The organism is Tissierellales bacterium (assembly GCA_035301805.1).
Taxonomy (GTDB): domain Bacteria; phylum Bacillota; class Clostridia; order Tissierellales; family DATGTQ01; genus DATGTQ01.
On sequence record DATGTQ010000265.1, the window covers coordinates 1 to 15913 of the forward strand.

21 protein-coding genes and 1 pseudogene are annotated in these 15913 nt (G+C 30.1%); 5 read left to right on the forward strand and 17 right to left on the reverse strand.

Annotated features, from left to right (window positions below; genetic code table 11):
- From VK071_12955 to VK071_12970, 4 genes and pseudogenes are all read right to left on the reverse strand, one after another.
- The coding region (locus VK071_12955) for an Rpn family recombination-promoting nuclease/putative transposase (protein HLR36222.1) at positions 1 to 614 on the reverse strand (614 nt) is incomplete at its 3' end.
- Positions 615 to 1003: 389 nt separating this feature from the next.
- On the reverse strand, positions 1004 to 1702 hold the full coding sequence (locus VK071_12960; GenBank protein ID HLR36223.1) for an MgtC/SapB family protein: 699 nt from the start codon (positions 1700 to 1702) through the stop codon (positions 1004 to 1006).
- 451 nt (positions 1703 to 2153) lie between these two features.
- A complete protein-coding gene (locus tag VK071_12965; GenBank protein HLR36224.1) occupies positions 2154 to 2510 on the reverse strand; it encodes a tripartite tricarboxylate transporter permease in 357 nt (118 codons plus the stop codon).
- Positions 2511 to 2601: 91 nt separating this feature from the next.
- Positions 2602 to 2829: pseudogene (locus VK071_12970) on the reverse strand (tripartite tricarboxylate transporter substrate-binding protein).
- A gap of 415 nt (positions 2830 to 3244) precedes the next feature.
- On the opposite strand from VK071_12970, the gene VK071_12975 reads away from it, so the two are divergent.
- The 5 genes from VK071_12975 to VK071_12995 all read left to right on the forward strand — a co-directional run bounded on the left by VK071_12975 (position 3245) and on the right by VK071_12995 (position 8712).
- On the forward strand, positions 3245 to 4855 hold the full coding sequence (locus tag VK071_12975) for an ABC transporter substrate-binding protein (GenBank protein HLR36225.1): 1611 nt from the start codon (positions 3245 to 3247) through the stop codon (positions 4853 to 4855).
- A 68-nt stretch (positions 4856 to 4923) separates the two neighbouring features.
- Positions 4924 to 5874 (forward strand): ABC transporter permease, encoded by a 951-nt coding sequence (locus tag VK071_12980; GenBank protein HLR36226.1) that lies wholly within the window; start codon positions 4924 to 4926, stop codon positions 5872 to 5874.
- Between the two features lie 2 nt (positions 5875 to 5876).
- The gene (locus VK071_12985) at positions 5877 to 6722 is read left to right on the forward strand and encodes an ABC transporter permease (GenBank protein HLR36227.1); all 846 of its coding nucleotides are present in this window, start codon (positions 5877 to 5879) and stop codon (positions 6720 to 6722) included.
- Positions 6723 to 6728: 6 nt separating this feature from the next.
- Entirely contained in the window at positions 6729 to 7751 is a 1023-nt protein-coding gene (locus VK071_12990; protein ID HLR36228.1) for an ABC transporter ATP-binding protein, read from the forward strand.
- Entirely contained in the window at positions 7741 to 8712 is a 972-nt protein-coding gene (locus VK071_12995) for an oligopeptide/dipeptide ABC transporter ATP-binding protein (GenBank protein HLR36229.1), read from the forward strand. Before VK071_12990 ends, VK071_12995 begins: the two co-directional genes overlap by 11 nt.
- Before the next feature lie 459 nt (positions 8713 to 9171).
- Here the strand turns inward: VK071_12995 and VK071_13000 are convergent, their stop codons facing one another.
- The 13 genes from VK071_13000 to VK071_13060 form a co-directional block, all read right to left on the reverse strand.
- Entirely contained in the window at positions 9172 to 9666 is a 495-nt protein-coding gene (locus tag VK071_13000) for an Rpn family recombination-promoting nuclease/putative transposase (GenBank protein ID HLR36230.1), read from the reverse strand.
- 532 nt (positions 9667 to 10198) lie between these two features.
- A complete protein-coding gene (locus VK071_13005) occupies positions 10199 to 10543 on the reverse strand; it encodes a hypothetical protein (GenBank protein HLR36231.1) in 345 nt (114 codons plus the stop codon).
- 28 nt (positions 10544 to 10571) lie between these two features.
- Entirely contained in the window at positions 10572 to 11231 is a 660-nt protein-coding gene (locus VK071_13010; protein ID HLR36232.1) for a hypothetical protein, read from the reverse strand.
- 299 nt (positions 11232 to 11530) lie between these two features.
- Positions 11531 to 11857, reverse strand: coding sequence for a hypothetical protein (locus VK071_13015; protein ID HLR36233.1), 327 nt, complete (start codon positions 11855 to 11857; stop codon positions 11531 to 11533).
- A 13-nt stretch (positions 11858 to 11870) separates the two neighbouring features.
- A complete protein-coding gene (locus VK071_13020; GenBank protein ID HLR36234.1) occupies positions 11871 to 12104 on the reverse strand; it encodes a hypothetical protein in 234 nt (77 codons plus the stop codon).
- Between the two features lie 77 nt (positions 12105 to 12181).
- A complete protein-coding gene (locus VK071_13025; GenBank protein ID HLR36235.1) occupies positions 12182 to 12532 on the reverse strand; it encodes a hypothetical protein in 351 nt (116 codons plus the stop codon).
- Between the two features lie 519 nt (positions 12533 to 13051).
- Entirely contained in the window at positions 13052 to 13312 is a 261-nt protein-coding gene (locus tag VK071_13030) for an immunity 22 family protein (GenBank protein HLR36236.1), read from the reverse strand.
- A gap of 26 nt (positions 13313 to 13338) precedes the next feature.
- Positions 13339 to 13638: a hypothetical protein gene (locus VK071_13035; protein HLR36237.1), complete on the reverse strand. Its 300-nt coding sequence runs from the start codon at positions 13636 to 13638 to the stop codon at positions 13339 to 13341.
- A gap of 820 nt (positions 13639 to 14458) precedes the next feature.
- On the reverse strand, positions 14459 to 14605 hold the full coding sequence (locus tag VK071_13040; GenBank protein ID HLR36238.1) for a hypothetical protein: 147 nt from the start codon (positions 14603 to 14605) through the stop codon (positions 14459 to 14461).
- Positions 14572 to 14901, reverse strand: coding sequence for a hypothetical protein (locus VK071_13045; protein HLR36239.1), 330 nt, complete (start codon positions 14899 to 14901; stop codon positions 14572 to 14574). Before VK071_13045 ends, VK071_13040 begins: the two co-directional genes overlap by 34 nt.
- 17 nt (positions 14902 to 14918) lie before the next feature.
- Positions 14919 to 15236: a DNA/RNA non-specific endonuclease gene (locus tag VK071_13050; protein HLR36240.1), complete on the reverse strand. Its 318-nt coding sequence runs from the start codon at positions 15234 to 15236 to the stop codon at positions 14919 to 14921.
- Positions 15191 to 15553 carry a hypothetical protein gene (locus VK071_13055; protein ID HLR36241.1) on the reverse strand — a complete coding sequence of 121 codons (363 nt, stop codon included), beginning with the start codon at positions 15551 to 15553 and terminating at the stop codon, positions 15191 to 15193. Before VK071_13055 ends, VK071_13050 begins: the two co-directional genes overlap by 46 nt.
- A 14-nt stretch (positions 15554 to 15567) precedes the next feature.
- On the reverse strand, positions 15568 to 15696 hold the full coding sequence (locus VK071_13060) for a hypothetical protein (GenBank protein ID HLR36242.1): 129 nt from the start codon (positions 15694 to 15696) through the stop codon (positions 15568 to 15570).
- Between the last annotated feature and the right edge of the window lie 217 nt (positions 15697 to 15913).

Genomic DNA, 15913 nt, shown 5'->3' on the forward strand with positions numbered 1-15913 from the left:
TCACTCCTTTCCATAAGCTGATTTAACAGTTCTTCCGTCCCAGGCTCTCCTATTCTCTTCATAAATGTTAACCATAGTTCTACTGCTTCCATATATTCTATATCTTTTTTATCATCAAATTTAGGTAATTCTATATAGTGAATTGATAAATCTTCTGTTAATAAGAAATGTTCATTTTTCTCTAATATCTGGTATTCTGTATGATATTTGCTTGTTTCGTCTATTATTATAAAATCCATTATATTAATTACTATACTCTTCTTTAATGATGAATATGGTTTTCCCTCTAATATTGTATCCCCATACATCTTAGACCAATAATATAAACTCCTTTTTCTAAAATCATCTTCTTTATTAACCTGAACTTCTATGTTTATTCTCTCTTCTTTCTCCGTTTTCACTTTTAAGTCTAATACAGAACCTTTATCTCCCTCAAATTCCTTTAAGTTAAAAGGGTTTAAATGTATTATTTCTATTATTTTATCCTCTTCATCTAAATTTAAGATTGAATTTAAGAAATCGATTAGAATAATTTTACTTTTCTTTTGTTCTCTTCCAAAGAGAGCCTTAAAAACTAGGTCATTTAATGGACTTAACAGCTCTTTAGTTCCCATTTTCCGGACCTCCTATATTATATTATCCTTATATTTATTATACCCTATTTTAGATAATTCTGTATATTAATATTGAAATTTATTTAACATTTGTTGACTTCTTACCAATGTTGTAAAAATCCTTATATATTGATCATTACATCCTATATATTTTAACATACATTTTGTCCCACTTAGATAAACCCATAGTTCTTTCGTTTAATTTTATCATCCTGCAAACTTCAAATTCATCAATATCTAGAAGCATTAAGTCTAATAAAATTAAATCTGGTTTACACGAAATAGTTTTTTAATAGTTTCATCCCCTGTATATACATGAATTATATTAAAATCACTTCTTTTTAAATGTATTTTTATAATTGGTTTCCTCATATTTAGGCCATTATAAATTATAATAAGCTAGTTTTATCATCAAAAATAGCCTCTAAAATCCCTTCTATTTCGTAAATTTCTTTAAAAAATCCAACGGGATTAAAATCTTTTCCTACTTTAATCATAAAATGTATTTCTATTAAAATGTCTTCTTCATCATCTTCAATTTCACTGTCTACTATATAAATATCTTTAATAACCATATTATGTTTCCCTAATAGAATTCCTATTTCACCAATAAGTCCTGATCTATTAGTGCCTATAATCTCTAATTTTTTATATTTTGTTTTAGATATTTTTCTTTCAATTGAACCTAAGCTTATTAATGTAAATAAAATAATACCTGCTGTTAATAAACCACCTAGATAATAACCATTACCTATAGCTAGCCCCACTCCAGCACACGCCCATAAACTAGCTGCTGTAGTAAGCCCTTTAATATTATTTCCAGTTTTAATTATAGTCCCAGCTCCTAAAAATCCTATACCGCTTACTATTTGGGCTGCTAATCTTGCAGGATCACCGTCTCGCAATCCTGTTTTAACATTATAGAAACCGTCTATAGATACTAGCATTATTAAGGCTGAGGTAACACTAACTAGAACATGAGTCCTTAACCCAGCCGGCCTATTATTTACTTCCCTTTCCATCCCAATTAATCCACCTATTATGGCTGAAAGAACTAGCCTTAATATTATCTCTATATGACTAACCATCTACATGACCCCTTTATACAAGTAAAAACTCAATATACATCATTACTTTAAAGTAGATTGTAATTTTTTACTTTCTAATTTTGACATCACAATTTACGATAAAATAGATAATATACTTAAATGATTAAAATCCAACTTATTGTGCTATTAAATAAGGGCATAATATTTCCATCATTCATTATTAAAGTTCTTCTAGAATCCGTTTCTCCTTTTGCCCCTAATATTAATACCAATACAATAGCTACTGCATTTAAATCAAATTTTTTAACAGAATAATCTATTATGCCAAAAATGAACCTTATTCACACATCTAACATTCTATTATTTATTGCATAAGATCCAACAACGCTTAACACGAAAATTATTGGTATTAAGACACTATCTTTTACTGTTGAAATTTCCGCAAAAAATCTTACTCCAAACAATCCCAATATAAGCATGAATATATTAACTATTGCAAAGCCAGCAAAAAAGTATAAGTGTTCCTCCCATGAACAGTAAATAAATCTAACCCTGGACTTAGACCTTGTATTACTAGTCCTCCAAGTAAAATTGCAGTTACACTATTTCCTGGTATTCCAAGGGTTAGTGTTTGAATCAATGAACCTCCAGTAACAGCATTATTAGCTACCTTTGCATCTACTATACTTTCTATACTACCCTCACTAAATTCTTCTTTGTTCTTAGAAAATCTTTTTGCTTCATTATATCCTATGAAACTCTCAATTGTTCCACCTGCTCCTGGTAGTATTCCAACTACAGTCCCGATAACTGTAGACCATAAGCTAATAGGTAAAATATGCAGCACCTATGTAGTTAGAAGTACCAGTTCCATTATTAGATATAGTTATTTTTTCTGGATTTTCTTTAGCATCATTTACAAAGTCTTCAAGAGTTTCCTACTTACTCGAATCTTGAACTATTAAAACTTCTGAATCATATACATGATTTAAAATTGGAACTACATCATCCACCTCATATTTAGTATCTCTTTCTAAAATTAAACTCACAAATGTAGGTAGATTAATAAATCCTACAGTATATCCATCTGGTTTTGCTCCTGCCAATTCTGTATATCCTAGTTCTTCATCAGAACCAGGTTTATTAAGTACTACTAAAAACTGGCCAGGTTTTTTTCTGCAACAGAGGTCAAAATACGTGCTCCAACATCTGTACCTTCACCAGCTTTATAAGCTACTATAACTTTCAATAGGTTTATTTAGAAATTCAGATGGATCTGTTGATCCTCCTTTATAGGTCCTAATAATTGTAATGAAAATACCAAATTGAGCTGCCACTCCTTATAATATACTTCTTGGATTTGCCATTAAATGTCTAAAGTCTGTCATTGCCCCTACACCCATAAATATCAATGATTAAGAGTTTATTTTTTTACTTATTATATATAATTTTTGAGTACCATAAATTCTATCTATATCACATCCAGAATGTATATAAAATATCAATTTGATTTAAACTTTAGACACTAATAAAATGTTCCATGAAGGTAGTAAGAAAATAAGTAGATTTAGGAGGAATACTATGAGAAGTAAAAAAGGGTTAGTATTAATTATTGCTTTGATTATATTAATGTCTACAGCATGTAGTAAAAATGTAAGTGAAACTCAACCACCAGCAGATACATCAAAAGACACAGAAGATGAATCTTCTGAGCCAACTAAAGAAGATGGTGGAATATTTATATTTGGAATTAATAGTGATCCAAATGTAATGAATCCATTATATGCAGGTGACAGGGTTACTATGACTATTAACAATGCATTGTTTTCACCATTGTATGTAACAGATGCAGAAGAAACCCGTTATTATTTAGCAGAGAGCATTGAGCATTCAGAGGATTATTTAACTTATACTTTAAAATTAAAAGAAGGACTTAAATGGCATGATGGAGAGCCCTTAACTGCTGATGATATTGTCTTTACAGTAGATTCAATACTTGATGAAAATCAAAATTCTCATCTTATAAGTTCCTTTTTAGTAGATGGAAAGCCAGTAAAGGTGAATAAAGTAGATGATTTAACAGTTGAATTTGTATTACCCCAGATATCAGTACCATTTACAAGTAAACTAGGAAGTCTCCGACCAATTCCCAAACATATATTTGAAGGAGAAAAAGATTTAGCAAAAAGTGATAAGAATTTAGAACCAATTGGTTCAGGCCCTTTCAAATTTAAAGAATTTAAAAATGGAGAAAAAGTAGAATTAGAAAGATTTGATAATTATTTTGATGGAAAGCCCCATTTAGAGGGGGTAGTATTTAGAGTAATAACCGATACAAATTCTGCAAATACCGCATTATTAAATGGAGAATTAAGTGCTAGATATATTACCACTGATGATATTAGTGGGTTTAGTGATAATGAAAAATTCAATATAGAAGTCTTTGATGAGGGCATGTTAAATAACATGGTATTTAAGTTAAACAATGAAGCTTTACAAAATAAGGATGTTAGAAAAGCCATTGCTTATGCTATTGATAAAGATGAAATAATAGCCGGCGTTTATGAATCTGATGAATATGCTGAAAAGGCTTATTCAATATTCGTACCTACAACTGAATATCATACCCACGATGTAGAAAAATATGAACATAATTTAGAAAAAGCAAAAGAACTTATGAAAAATGCAGGTTATGATAATCTAAATTTAAAATTAGCATATACAAATTCAAGTGAGGAACAAGAATCTTATGGCCTTATAATGCAACAACAATTAAAAGAGATTGGGGTAGAACTAGAGCTTGTTTCTATGGAAAGAGGAGCTTTCTTAGAAAAATTCACAGATGCTTCCAATTCAGATTTTGATTTAGCCTTTAATGGATATGTCATGGGTCTTGAACCTAGTGGATATAGTCCATTATTTGTAGCAGAGAATCAAAATAATTTCATGGGCTATGTCAACAAAGAATTAGATGAAATGTGGGATAAAGGCGTTATTGAAACTGATGAAAGTAAGAGATCAGAAATATATGAAGAAATCCAAATGGAAATAATGGATGATATGGTAGTGTATCCAATAGTTTATCCTAAATCAATTGTAGCAATAGATAGTAGATTTGGAGGAATTGAAGAAGCTAAGTTAGTACCAGTTAGTATGTTTGAAGATTTATCTAAATTATACTTAGTCAAATAATAAAATAGACAACTACAAAAGTAAACTGATTTTCAGTTTACTTTTGTAATTATATAGGAGGAATTAGGGTGAAAAGGTTAATTATTAAAAGGGTATTACAAACAATACCAATGCTTATTGCAGTATCTATAGTTTCATTTCTTCTTATAAAACTAGCCCCTGGGGATCCAGTTCAAGCCTATATAACTCCAGAAATGGGACCAGCTGACATTGAGAGAATTAGAGAAAGTATGGGGCTTAATGATCCAATCCATATCCAATATATAAGGTGGATAAGGAATGTATTAAAGGGGAATTTAGGATATTCTTTAGTTAATCATAGACCTGTTGCTACACAGATAACTGAAAGACTACCTGCAACTATAGGCCTTATGTTAACTTCCTTAATATTTTCTATGATTATAGGAATTATAATAGGTCTTTTTTCAGCTGCTAATCAAAATAAGCTTTTCGATCAAATAGTTACAATTATATCTTATCTCGGTATATCTTTACCAAGTTTTTGGTTTGCAATGATATTGATCTATTTATTATCCCTAAAGTTACACTTATTACCAAGCATAGGTATGAGAACAACAGGAGTTTATAGCACTTGGGATCTTATAAAACATGCAATAATGCCTATTTTAGTATTAAGTATACAAAATATAGCAGTAGTTGCTAGGTATATTAGATCTAATACTATTAGTGAATTAAAAGAAGAATATGTAACAGTTCAGTTAGCATCAGGAGCTAGTAAAAATGAAATATTATATAAATATGTATTAAAAAATGCTATTTTACCTGTAATTACTATACTGGGAATGTCTTTACCTAGTTTGGTATCAGGAGCTTTTATTACAGAGAGTATTTTTGGATGGCCTGGTATGGGGCAGCTAGGTATGACGGCTATATTTAGCTATGATTATCCTCTAATTATGGCAATTACAATGTTTTCATCTCTAGTTCTCATATTAGGAAATCTTTTATCGGATATATTGTATAGCGTTGTAGACCCAAGAATTAAGGAGCTGAGCTAAAAATGAATCACAGATTAAAATCTAATTTAATATATCAGTTAAAAGAAAGTAAATTAGGAGTAATATCTATTTTAGTAATTATTATTTTGTCTATTGCATCTATTTTAGCTTTTCTATCTCCCTATGACCCAAATAAAATTGATGTAATGAATCGTCTAGCAGCACCTTCAAAATCTCATTTGTTCGGAACCGATGATATGGGAAGAGATTATTTTGCTCGCGCATTATACGGGGGAAGAGTTTCCCTTACAGTAGGTTTCTTATCTATGATAATTTCCACAATTATAGGAACCATAGTAGGAACTATTAGTGGATATTTTGGAGGCAAGGTAGATAGTATTATTATGAGAATTATAGATATTTTAATGAGTATTCCTACTTTTTTTCTAATACTCATATTAAATGCTTATTTGAAACCAGGAATACAAAATATAATTATTATTATAGGCTTGTTTAGCTGGATGGGTACAGCAAGAATCGTTAGGGGAGAAACTATTTCCATTAAAGAAAGGGAATATGTTCTATATTCACAGGTCATAGGTGAAAAACCTAGTGGTATCATAAAAAAACATATAATTCCTAATATATTTCCTACGGTTATCGTTGCTTCTACATTAAACATAGCTAATGCAATACTTATGGAATCGTCCTTAAGTTTCCTAGGATTAGGAGTACGCCAACCAAATTCTTCTTGGGGAAGTATGCTAAAATATGCTCAAGGATATATGGAAGAAGCTCCTCATTTAGCTTTATTTCCAGGAGTTTTAATTTTAATAACAGTTTTAAGCTTTAATGTTCTAGGAGATATTTTTAGAGTTGCCTTTGAACCTAAGGCAAATAATGACTAGTAAAAAATGAAAGGAAGTATTATAATGAAAGACTTCTTACTTAAAATAAAAGATTTAGAAGTAACATTTTTTAATCATAGTGGTGAAGTAAGAGCCGTTCGTGGAGTTAGCTTTGATGTAAAACAAGGAGAAATGCTAGGAATAGTTGGAGAGTCAGGAAGTGGAAAATCTGTAACCTCTTTATCCATAATGAGGTTACTTAAAAATACAGGAAAAATTACTAATGGAGAGATAATTTATAAAGGAGAAAATCTTTTAAATAAAAGTGAAAAAGAAATGATAAAAATACGAGGGAATGATATTGCAATGATATTCCAAGATCCTATGACTTCTCTAAATCCAGTATTTACAGTAGGAAATCAAATTTCAGATGTCATAAAAAGGCATCAAGGGTTAAGTAAAAGTAAAGCCAAAGCAAAAACTATAGAAATGCTAAAAATGGTAGGCATTCCTTCGGCAGAGGAAAGATATAATAATTATCCTCACGAATTTAGTGGAGGCATGAGACAAAGGGCTATCATTGCCATGGCTTTAAGCTGCAAACCAGATTTACTTATAGCTGATGAACCTACAACTGCTCTAGATGTTACTATTCAAGCTCAAATATTGGAACTTTTAATGGAATTAAAGAAAAAGCTTAATACATCTATCATTCTCATAACCCATGATTTAGGAGTAGTAGCTAATACATGCTCTAAAGTAATTGTTATGTATGGCGGAATGATAATGGAAGAGGGAAAAGTAGAAGATATATTTTATAATCCACTACATCCCTATACTAAAGGGTTACTGGAATCTTTACCAAAGATAAAAGGTGGAACAAAAAAAAGACTTATACCTATTAAAGGAAACCCACCAAATTTAGCTTTTGAAATAAAAGGTTGTCCTTTTGCCCAACGTTGTCCTTATGTTATGGATATATGTAAAGAAAAACAACCAAAGTATTTTAACAAAGATAAAAATCATAGGGCAATGTGTTGGCGATTAGATAAATCTATATGTGGAAAAGGTGAAAATAATGAGCAATAAATTAATAGAAGTGAATAATTTAAAAAAATATTTTCCAGTAAAAGAGTCATCATTTTTTAGAAAGACTAAATATTTAAAGGCAGTAGATAATGTTAGTTTTTATATAAAAGAAGGGGAAACTTTTGGTCTTGTAGGAGAATCAGGTTGTGGTAAATCTACTACTGGTAGAAGTATTATTAGGCTTTTCGATGTAACTGGAGGAGAAATACTATATAAAGGGAAAGATATAGCTAAATTAAAGGAAAAGGAACTTAAACCCTATAGAAGAAAAATGCAAGTAATATTCCAGGATCCTTATGCTTCTTTAAATCCTACTTTAACAGTTGAAGATTTAATATCAGAACCATTAGATGTTTATAATATAGGAAGTAAAAAAGAAAAAAAAGAAAGGGTCCTTACTTTATTGAAAAAGGTTGGTTTAGATAATAAACACATGGATAGATATCCTCATGAATTTAGTGGCGGACAAAGACAGAGAATTGGAATAGCAAGGGCTCTATCCATTAATCCAGAATTTATACTATGTGATGAACCTATATCTGCATTAGACGTATCTATTCAAGCCCAAGTAGTAAATATGTTAGAGGATTTACAAGAAGAAATGGGATTAACTTATTTATTCATCGCTCATGATTTATCTATGGTAAGACATATATCCCATCGTATAGGAGTTATGTATTTAGGAAAACTAATTGAAATAGGGTCAAGTGATGAAATATATGAGAATCCAGCCCATCCATATACTCAGGCTCTATTATCTTCAGTTTTAGAACCAGATCCAAAAATGGCCATGGAAAAACCTATAAAAACATTAACAGGAGATGTGCCAAGCCCACTTAATCCACCACAAGGGTGTAAATTTGTTACTAGATGTAAATATACAATGGAAAAATGCCATAAAATAGAACCTGCATTACAAGAAATAAGTCCAAAACATACGGTGGCTTGTCACCTATATTAATTATTAGTTCTCTATTAATACTTGGGGTGGAATTATATTTAATCCACCTCATTTCTATATTTGAGCCTATTATCTATCTGGTTTAAAATACATTCTTGTACCCACAAAGATCTATATAGAGAAAGAGTTTTAGAAATCTCATTGAGCCTAATTTCAAATGACATCTCTATCCCCTCTAACTTATGGCATTTCTGATATCATTAAACCATATATTTATTTTGCTGAGGAACATTCTCCGTACTTAAAGCAAAATCAAATAGAAGCTTTCATAAAACCATCGAATTATGAATTAAAAAAAACAAGAAAATATCCAAGTTCTATTTGCTATATCTAAAATCAGGCTAAAAAATATATTTGGTTATGGAAACTTAAGTAATTCAGTTGTTAACTTGAACATAAAAAAGAGGCATTCCATAACTGATTAATTAGTTATGAAACATCCCCTACAATTGTATATATTTAATTATTAAACCCTTTCTTTAATTTTTCAATCTCCTCTTTAGTAAATCCAGTTAGCTTCATAACTTCATCTATACTAAGCCCTATTTCTATTGCCTTAATAGCTGTTTTTTCTTTATTCTCTTCTATTCCCTTTTCTATTCCTTTTTCTATTCCTTTTTCTATTCCTTTTTCCATTCCTTTTCTTTCTGCATATTTTAATCTAGATATGGCATCCCGTCTAGCCTTCTCTCTAGCATAATATTTCTCTCTTAGTCTTTCATCAGCAGATATCTTTTCTAACATTTCTTTAGCCATCTTTAATGTTTCACTCCTTTCCATAAGCTGATTTAACAGTTCTTCCGTCCCTGGTTCTCCTATTCTCTTCATAAATATTAACCATAGTTCTACTGCTTCCATATATTCTATATCTTTTTTATCATCAAATTTAGGTAATTCTATATAGTGAATTGATAAATCTTCTCTTAATAGGAAATGTTCACTTTTCTCTAATATTTTATATTATAATATTATCCTTATATTTATTATACCCTATTTTAGATAATTCTGTATATTAATATTTAAATTTATTTAACATTTGTTGACTTCTTACCAATGTTGTAAAAAACCTATATCTTGACTATTAAATCCTATATATTCTAACATATATTTTGTTCCACTTGGATAAACCTATAGTTCTTTGCCGCCATTCCAATAATCCACATGTTATATATATAGATATATTTAAATCATACCTATAAGTGCACCAAATGCTTGGCGTTTAGTTTGAGTTGCTGCAATTTATTGTACTGGTATACCACTTGCTATTGGAGCCCCCATACTAGAGATTATTGTACTTGCATTACCTATTTTATAATATAATTCTGGATTTGGCATTTCATATGTTTTAGATTTTATTGAGACTGAACTTTGTATGCATTAATATCGATTCATAAAATGAACTAAAAGATTAAAAAACGTTGGTCTAGGAAACAAGCCCTTCTTGCCAACGTTTTAATTACTTCTGCTATGTTATTAATTTACTTTTTTAATCAGAAATTTTATCGTCATATTGCTGAATCTGTTCTGTAATTAATTTATCTCTATCAATCAAATTCTCTATTGTACTACTACTTATAACTCTACTTAAGTTCCCGATTTTTTGTATAATTTCTAACTTTGCCCCTTTTCGTTCCAGTTCTTTTATGGCACTTGACAATAATGATAATCCCTCTGGGTTATCTATATAGTATAAGGTTAAGATAGGGGAACATTCATTAATATCTCTTCTTATCTCACTAATAGATTTGCTACTATGTTCCCTAATTACTGGTATAAGTTTGTTTTTATCTTCAGTACTAAGAATTTTTATATCTATTCTATTTTCACTCATATATTTTCCTCCCTTTTCTTAGAAATCCTTAATGAATATTATAAGGTTCTCCAGGCATGCTATTCCTCCAATTTCCACCATGCCAACCGTTAAAATGCTCATTAAAAGTAACTGGATAGATAATTTCACCTTTATCGGCTAAATGAGGATATTTAGAAGCACTGTAACTATGGTGTCCAATAATTGGTTTACCATCAAATTTCGGAGCTTCTCCTAATAGTATATCTTGAATCTGTTCTTGACTCCAATTTCTAGTTGTAGGTTTTTCATTTATTATTCTTTCTAATTCCATATCCCAAAATTTCGTAATTCCTGCTTTACGTTTTCTAGCAAATCTTTTATTCCACATATAGTTTTTATATTCTCCTTTTGTAATAGTTCGAGTATCAATTTTTTCTTTTAATTCTTTCATCTTTTTAGAACTTAGCTGTTTAGTCTTTGCAGGATGTTCATTTAGATCTAACCCCTTAGTTCTTTCAGCAATAATCTTTTTTACACTTTTAATATCCGAAACATCATCTTGATGTTCTGTAAATCTATCCATTTTTTCGGTCGTAGATACTTCTTCCGATATCTTACCGCCCGACGCAGTAATACCCATTGTAGTATCCATTTCTATCGAATTTATTCCCTTATAAGTAATATTGCTAATTCCCATTCCAATTCCTATTGCTATATATGGATCCATATCGTATTCATCTATGAGGACATTTTTCGTTCTTGTTCACTATTTTCTGGGAACCTTCAAATAAATAACATCTGATAGCATATATTAAAAGTTAAGTGAGTATTTGAGTGATTAAAACATGTACTTCATTTATATAGTTTCCAATACTCTCCCTTTGCGTCTCATTTAACATAAGTCATTTCTGCTATATCTAAATAACTATTGAGCAAGCTACTCAAATGGACTTTTGTCACCAAATTGTTGCTCATGCTAGACACAAAAAAGATGGATTATTAAATCCATCTTTTTTCCGTCATACTTTATTTTGTTATATGCTTTTCTACTATGCATTTTGAGTAAATATCAATAACATTTTTAATCCCGTTATATGAAATAACACTTATTTCTTTATTATTTTCTTTACTTAAAGAAATATATGATTCTGCATATTGTAAACGTATAACATCTGAAATTTTCCATACAATATTTCCTTCCCTATCAATAGCAATTATATTATTATTTGGAATATTGTCCTCCATTAGATGGACAATATAAATATTATCGAACTCTAGTACCCTTTCAATATTATGCGAAAAACTAATTTTTTCTCCATCAATACTAATTATATTTTTTTCAACTTCTATCATTAATAATCATCCCCTATTTCAATATTAACTTTTCATTTTTAAATGCACTGACAGATAGTTTCTTACCCATAGTGTCAAACTGTTGACCACCTCCACTACCCCATCCATCTACTTTATTTGCAATACCTGTTTGCAATAAAAATTCTTTTGGTACATCCACATCGCAAATATGAGTTGGTTCTACTGGTAACGCATATTTATCTGCAATTTGGCTAGGTGTTAAACCATCTATATCTGCCTTTTTCATAATCCATCCACCAAGTTTATTCGATGTCCCATCTTCTTTGTATGAAAAAAACCTAACATAATCATCATTCCCAGCTTTTACAATTTTAGTTTCTGTTTTTGGTTTATATGGAGGTTTATCATACCCCCTTTAAACCATTCTTCATTTGCAGTTTCCGATGTTCTAATCTCAATTACACCAGGTCTTTGTGTATTAACAATGGTTGAATCTTTATCAACCTGAACTTCATCCACTCCCTTACCACCAGACACAGTAATACCCATTGTAGTATCCACTTCTATCGAATTTATTTCCTTATAAGTAATATTACTAATCCCCATTCCAATTCCCATTGCTACATATGGATTCATATCGTATTCATCTATGAGGACATTTGATGCTATTGAACCGACTGCACCAGATGCTAGGCGTTTAGTTTGAGTTGCCATAACTTGTTCTATTGGAACACCACTTGCTATTGGAGTTCCAATGGTAGATATTATTGTACTTGCATTACCTATTGTATAATATAACTCCGGATTAGATGCAAAATGAATCTCTTTAATGGATTCTATAGTTATTGATTTGTTATATACTTTTAAAATAAAGAAAAGGTTGTTCTATAACTAATTAATTATTTATAGAACAGCCTTTTTAATATAGCCTATATAATCATTACATCTTACCCAATAAATTAATCTTTAATGGTTTTTCTCCTTTTCCACGAGGTACTTCTGCCCTTTTGAATTTTTCATAATTTACTTTTACTCCATCATATAAATCTATATATATTTCTAATCCTAATAAAAGTTGCTAAAATTATTTTTTCAACCTATTTATTAAACTTGCATTTATTCTGATTTATATACTGTAATTCCAATATAATCCATAGGGTATGACTCGTTTCTCGCATTACTAATTACCCTATCTCCATTACTATAATATAGTTATATATGAGTAGTATAGTATTATATTTTATCTATAGAATGAAATTCATTAAGCAATTTATCATCATATGAAAAACCAATTAATAAATTCTTTATATTATCATCTAGCTCTGAAATCCAATCTTTTTCTATTAAATCTCTATCATAGTATTCTAACCTAAAATCTTTTTCAAATTGAGAAAATATACTATCACCATCTTCTGTATATCTAACTTTAGTATATTTTTCAACATCATCTGAACTAAGAAAATTCCCTAACCAAAGTGAAACATAATTTTTCATATCTTCTACTTCCTTAAACCTTTTGGTTAATCTGTAATACCATTTTTCATTCTAATTTCAGCCCATTCATTTAGATTTTTAATAAGGCTTTCATAATTTGAAGATGAATCTATTACTTTCAAAATCTCATTATGTGCTTTCGTAGATCCCCTTCCTCCATGTCTTCCTGGAGGATTAACAAATTCAACATTTTTTGTCAAAGTCCTCACTTCTTTAATATCTTTCATACTTATACCCCAATTTTTAAACCTTGGTGTTCTTGCAATAAGATGCCATTCATGATAACCGCCTGGATGTCTTACTCTATCTTCAACTCTTTGTCTCAATTTTAGGTTACTCCAAATTTTATTAAATTCTCCTGATTGAATGCTATCAAACCACTTATTAAATTCTTCATTTCTTACAGAAGGAATTTCAACATCAGCGAAATGTTCTTCATTTCCACCTTACTAATAACTCTATCTTTATTATAAATATAATTATATGTGAGTATTATAATGTCATATATTTTATCTACAGAATGGAATTCGTTCATATAGTAAAGATGTTGGCTAAAAGATAATTTCTCATTTACCCAACATCTTTATACTTTCCTCAATTATTATTCAATAGGTCCCATAAATTGTGTTATTAAATAAATATATTTTCTTAGCTTAACCTTTTTCAGATTTTCGATATTCTCTATTCCCCATATTCCTAGAATAGGAATATAGCCAAAGCATTCATCGTAAGTAGGTTCACCATTTTTTAATTACCTCTGTATAAGGTTGACACTTTAACTCATCACTCATAAAGTTAGTATCATTCAAATCCTGACGATATAACACTAACATATCATTTTCTAAAATTTAATAAATTCACATACCCTTCTTTTTCCCATACAATGATATCTCCCATTGATGTTGTGAAAATAGGAACTGCTTCGCTACTTCTTAAATAGCAACCTTCTAAAAGTTCTAAATAATCATCTGGATTAATTAATTTTAAATATGAATTAATTAAACTCCCAAGTCAATACTTTCCTCATACTTCCAACAACTCTGTTGGAACCTTATCTTTGTATTTCAACATTATATCATCTGGAATATTCCCATACTTTTTAAAGTATTTAAATATAGTTTCCATTTCTCTTTAAAAGTGGATCCCTTATCTATTCTTTTCCTCTTCATACCATCCTTCAAAAATATCACTTGGCAGTATGTCTTCATCATTGGAATATTTTAATTCATAGGAGTATGAACCTGAAAGCTTATTTGTTTTTACATCATATATAAGTTTAATCTCCGTTGGCATCTCTTTATTAAATTCTTTACATTTTTTATGTATTTTTTTAAATTATTTACACCAATCTTCATAAGAGATCGTTGTCTATCAATAGATACATCATAAGTATAATTTGATGTTACCTTATTTAATTCGTGTCGCTGAACTATTTCACCATTAATTTTATAAAAAACATCAAAGTAATACATCCCTGGTTCATATGAGCAATAAATATAAACCTGTTCTGCCTTTTCATCTACATATTCTAGACTTATAGATATCATATCTGTCTGTATTTCAGAAAAATAATCTTCAAATACTTTCATTTTAAAACCTCACATCCTTATAAATTTTCTATTGTTACAAAACGATAAATCCCATCTATTATATCCTCAACATCAAAACTAATAGGCCTTAACCCCTTACCATCATAATTAATATTTATATTAACCGCGACTTTTTTTCCTTCCTTAATTGCTTTGCTCCATTGATTTTCTAATTTCTTATATTTACTCAAATTCACCCTACTAGATTGAGATAATAAATTATCCAATTTTGGTGACCCTCCAAATCTATCTGCTGCTATATGTCCAGCATGATCGCCTAGCTCCTTACCTAGGGTGGAACAGTTATGAGGTAGCCTTCTTTTCTCTTGGTTAATTTTAAGTCTTCTGCCTCAAATTTATGGATTATTCCTAGCTCTTCTGTTCCATATAAGTACTCGTATTCTCCAGTTTGATACTTACTATTAGGCTTCAATTTACCAAACTTATCGATATGACTTCCATCTCTAATAACGCCTTTATTAGTCCCTACAACTCCCTCATCCACCAAAACTTCCTTCACTTCCTTACCACCCGACGCAACAATACCCATTGTAGTATCTACTTCCATCGAATTTATTCCCCTATAAGTAATATTACTAATCCCCATTCCAATTCCCATTGCTATATATGAATTTAAATCATATCTATCCATAAGGGCATTAGATGCTACTGAGCAACTGTGCCAGAGATCATACGTTTAGCTTGGGTTGCCATAACTTTTTCTATTGGGACACCACTTGCTATTGGAATTGCTAATCCTGCTGTAACAATAATCAATCCTGCCAGAGACAACACCGCCTACAGATAGTCAAGATCATAATCAGAATCCATAGCATAGTAGGTAGGAATAAAAGTATTGCTATAGCGTTCAAAAAAATCTTCGATTAATTGCCCTAAGCACGGAGTATTTATTCTTGTATTTAACCCCATGTTTCTTAGAATAAACCATATCTACTTCATCTACAGTTATAAACTTTTAAAATAGATCCTCTACCACATTATCTGTAATATC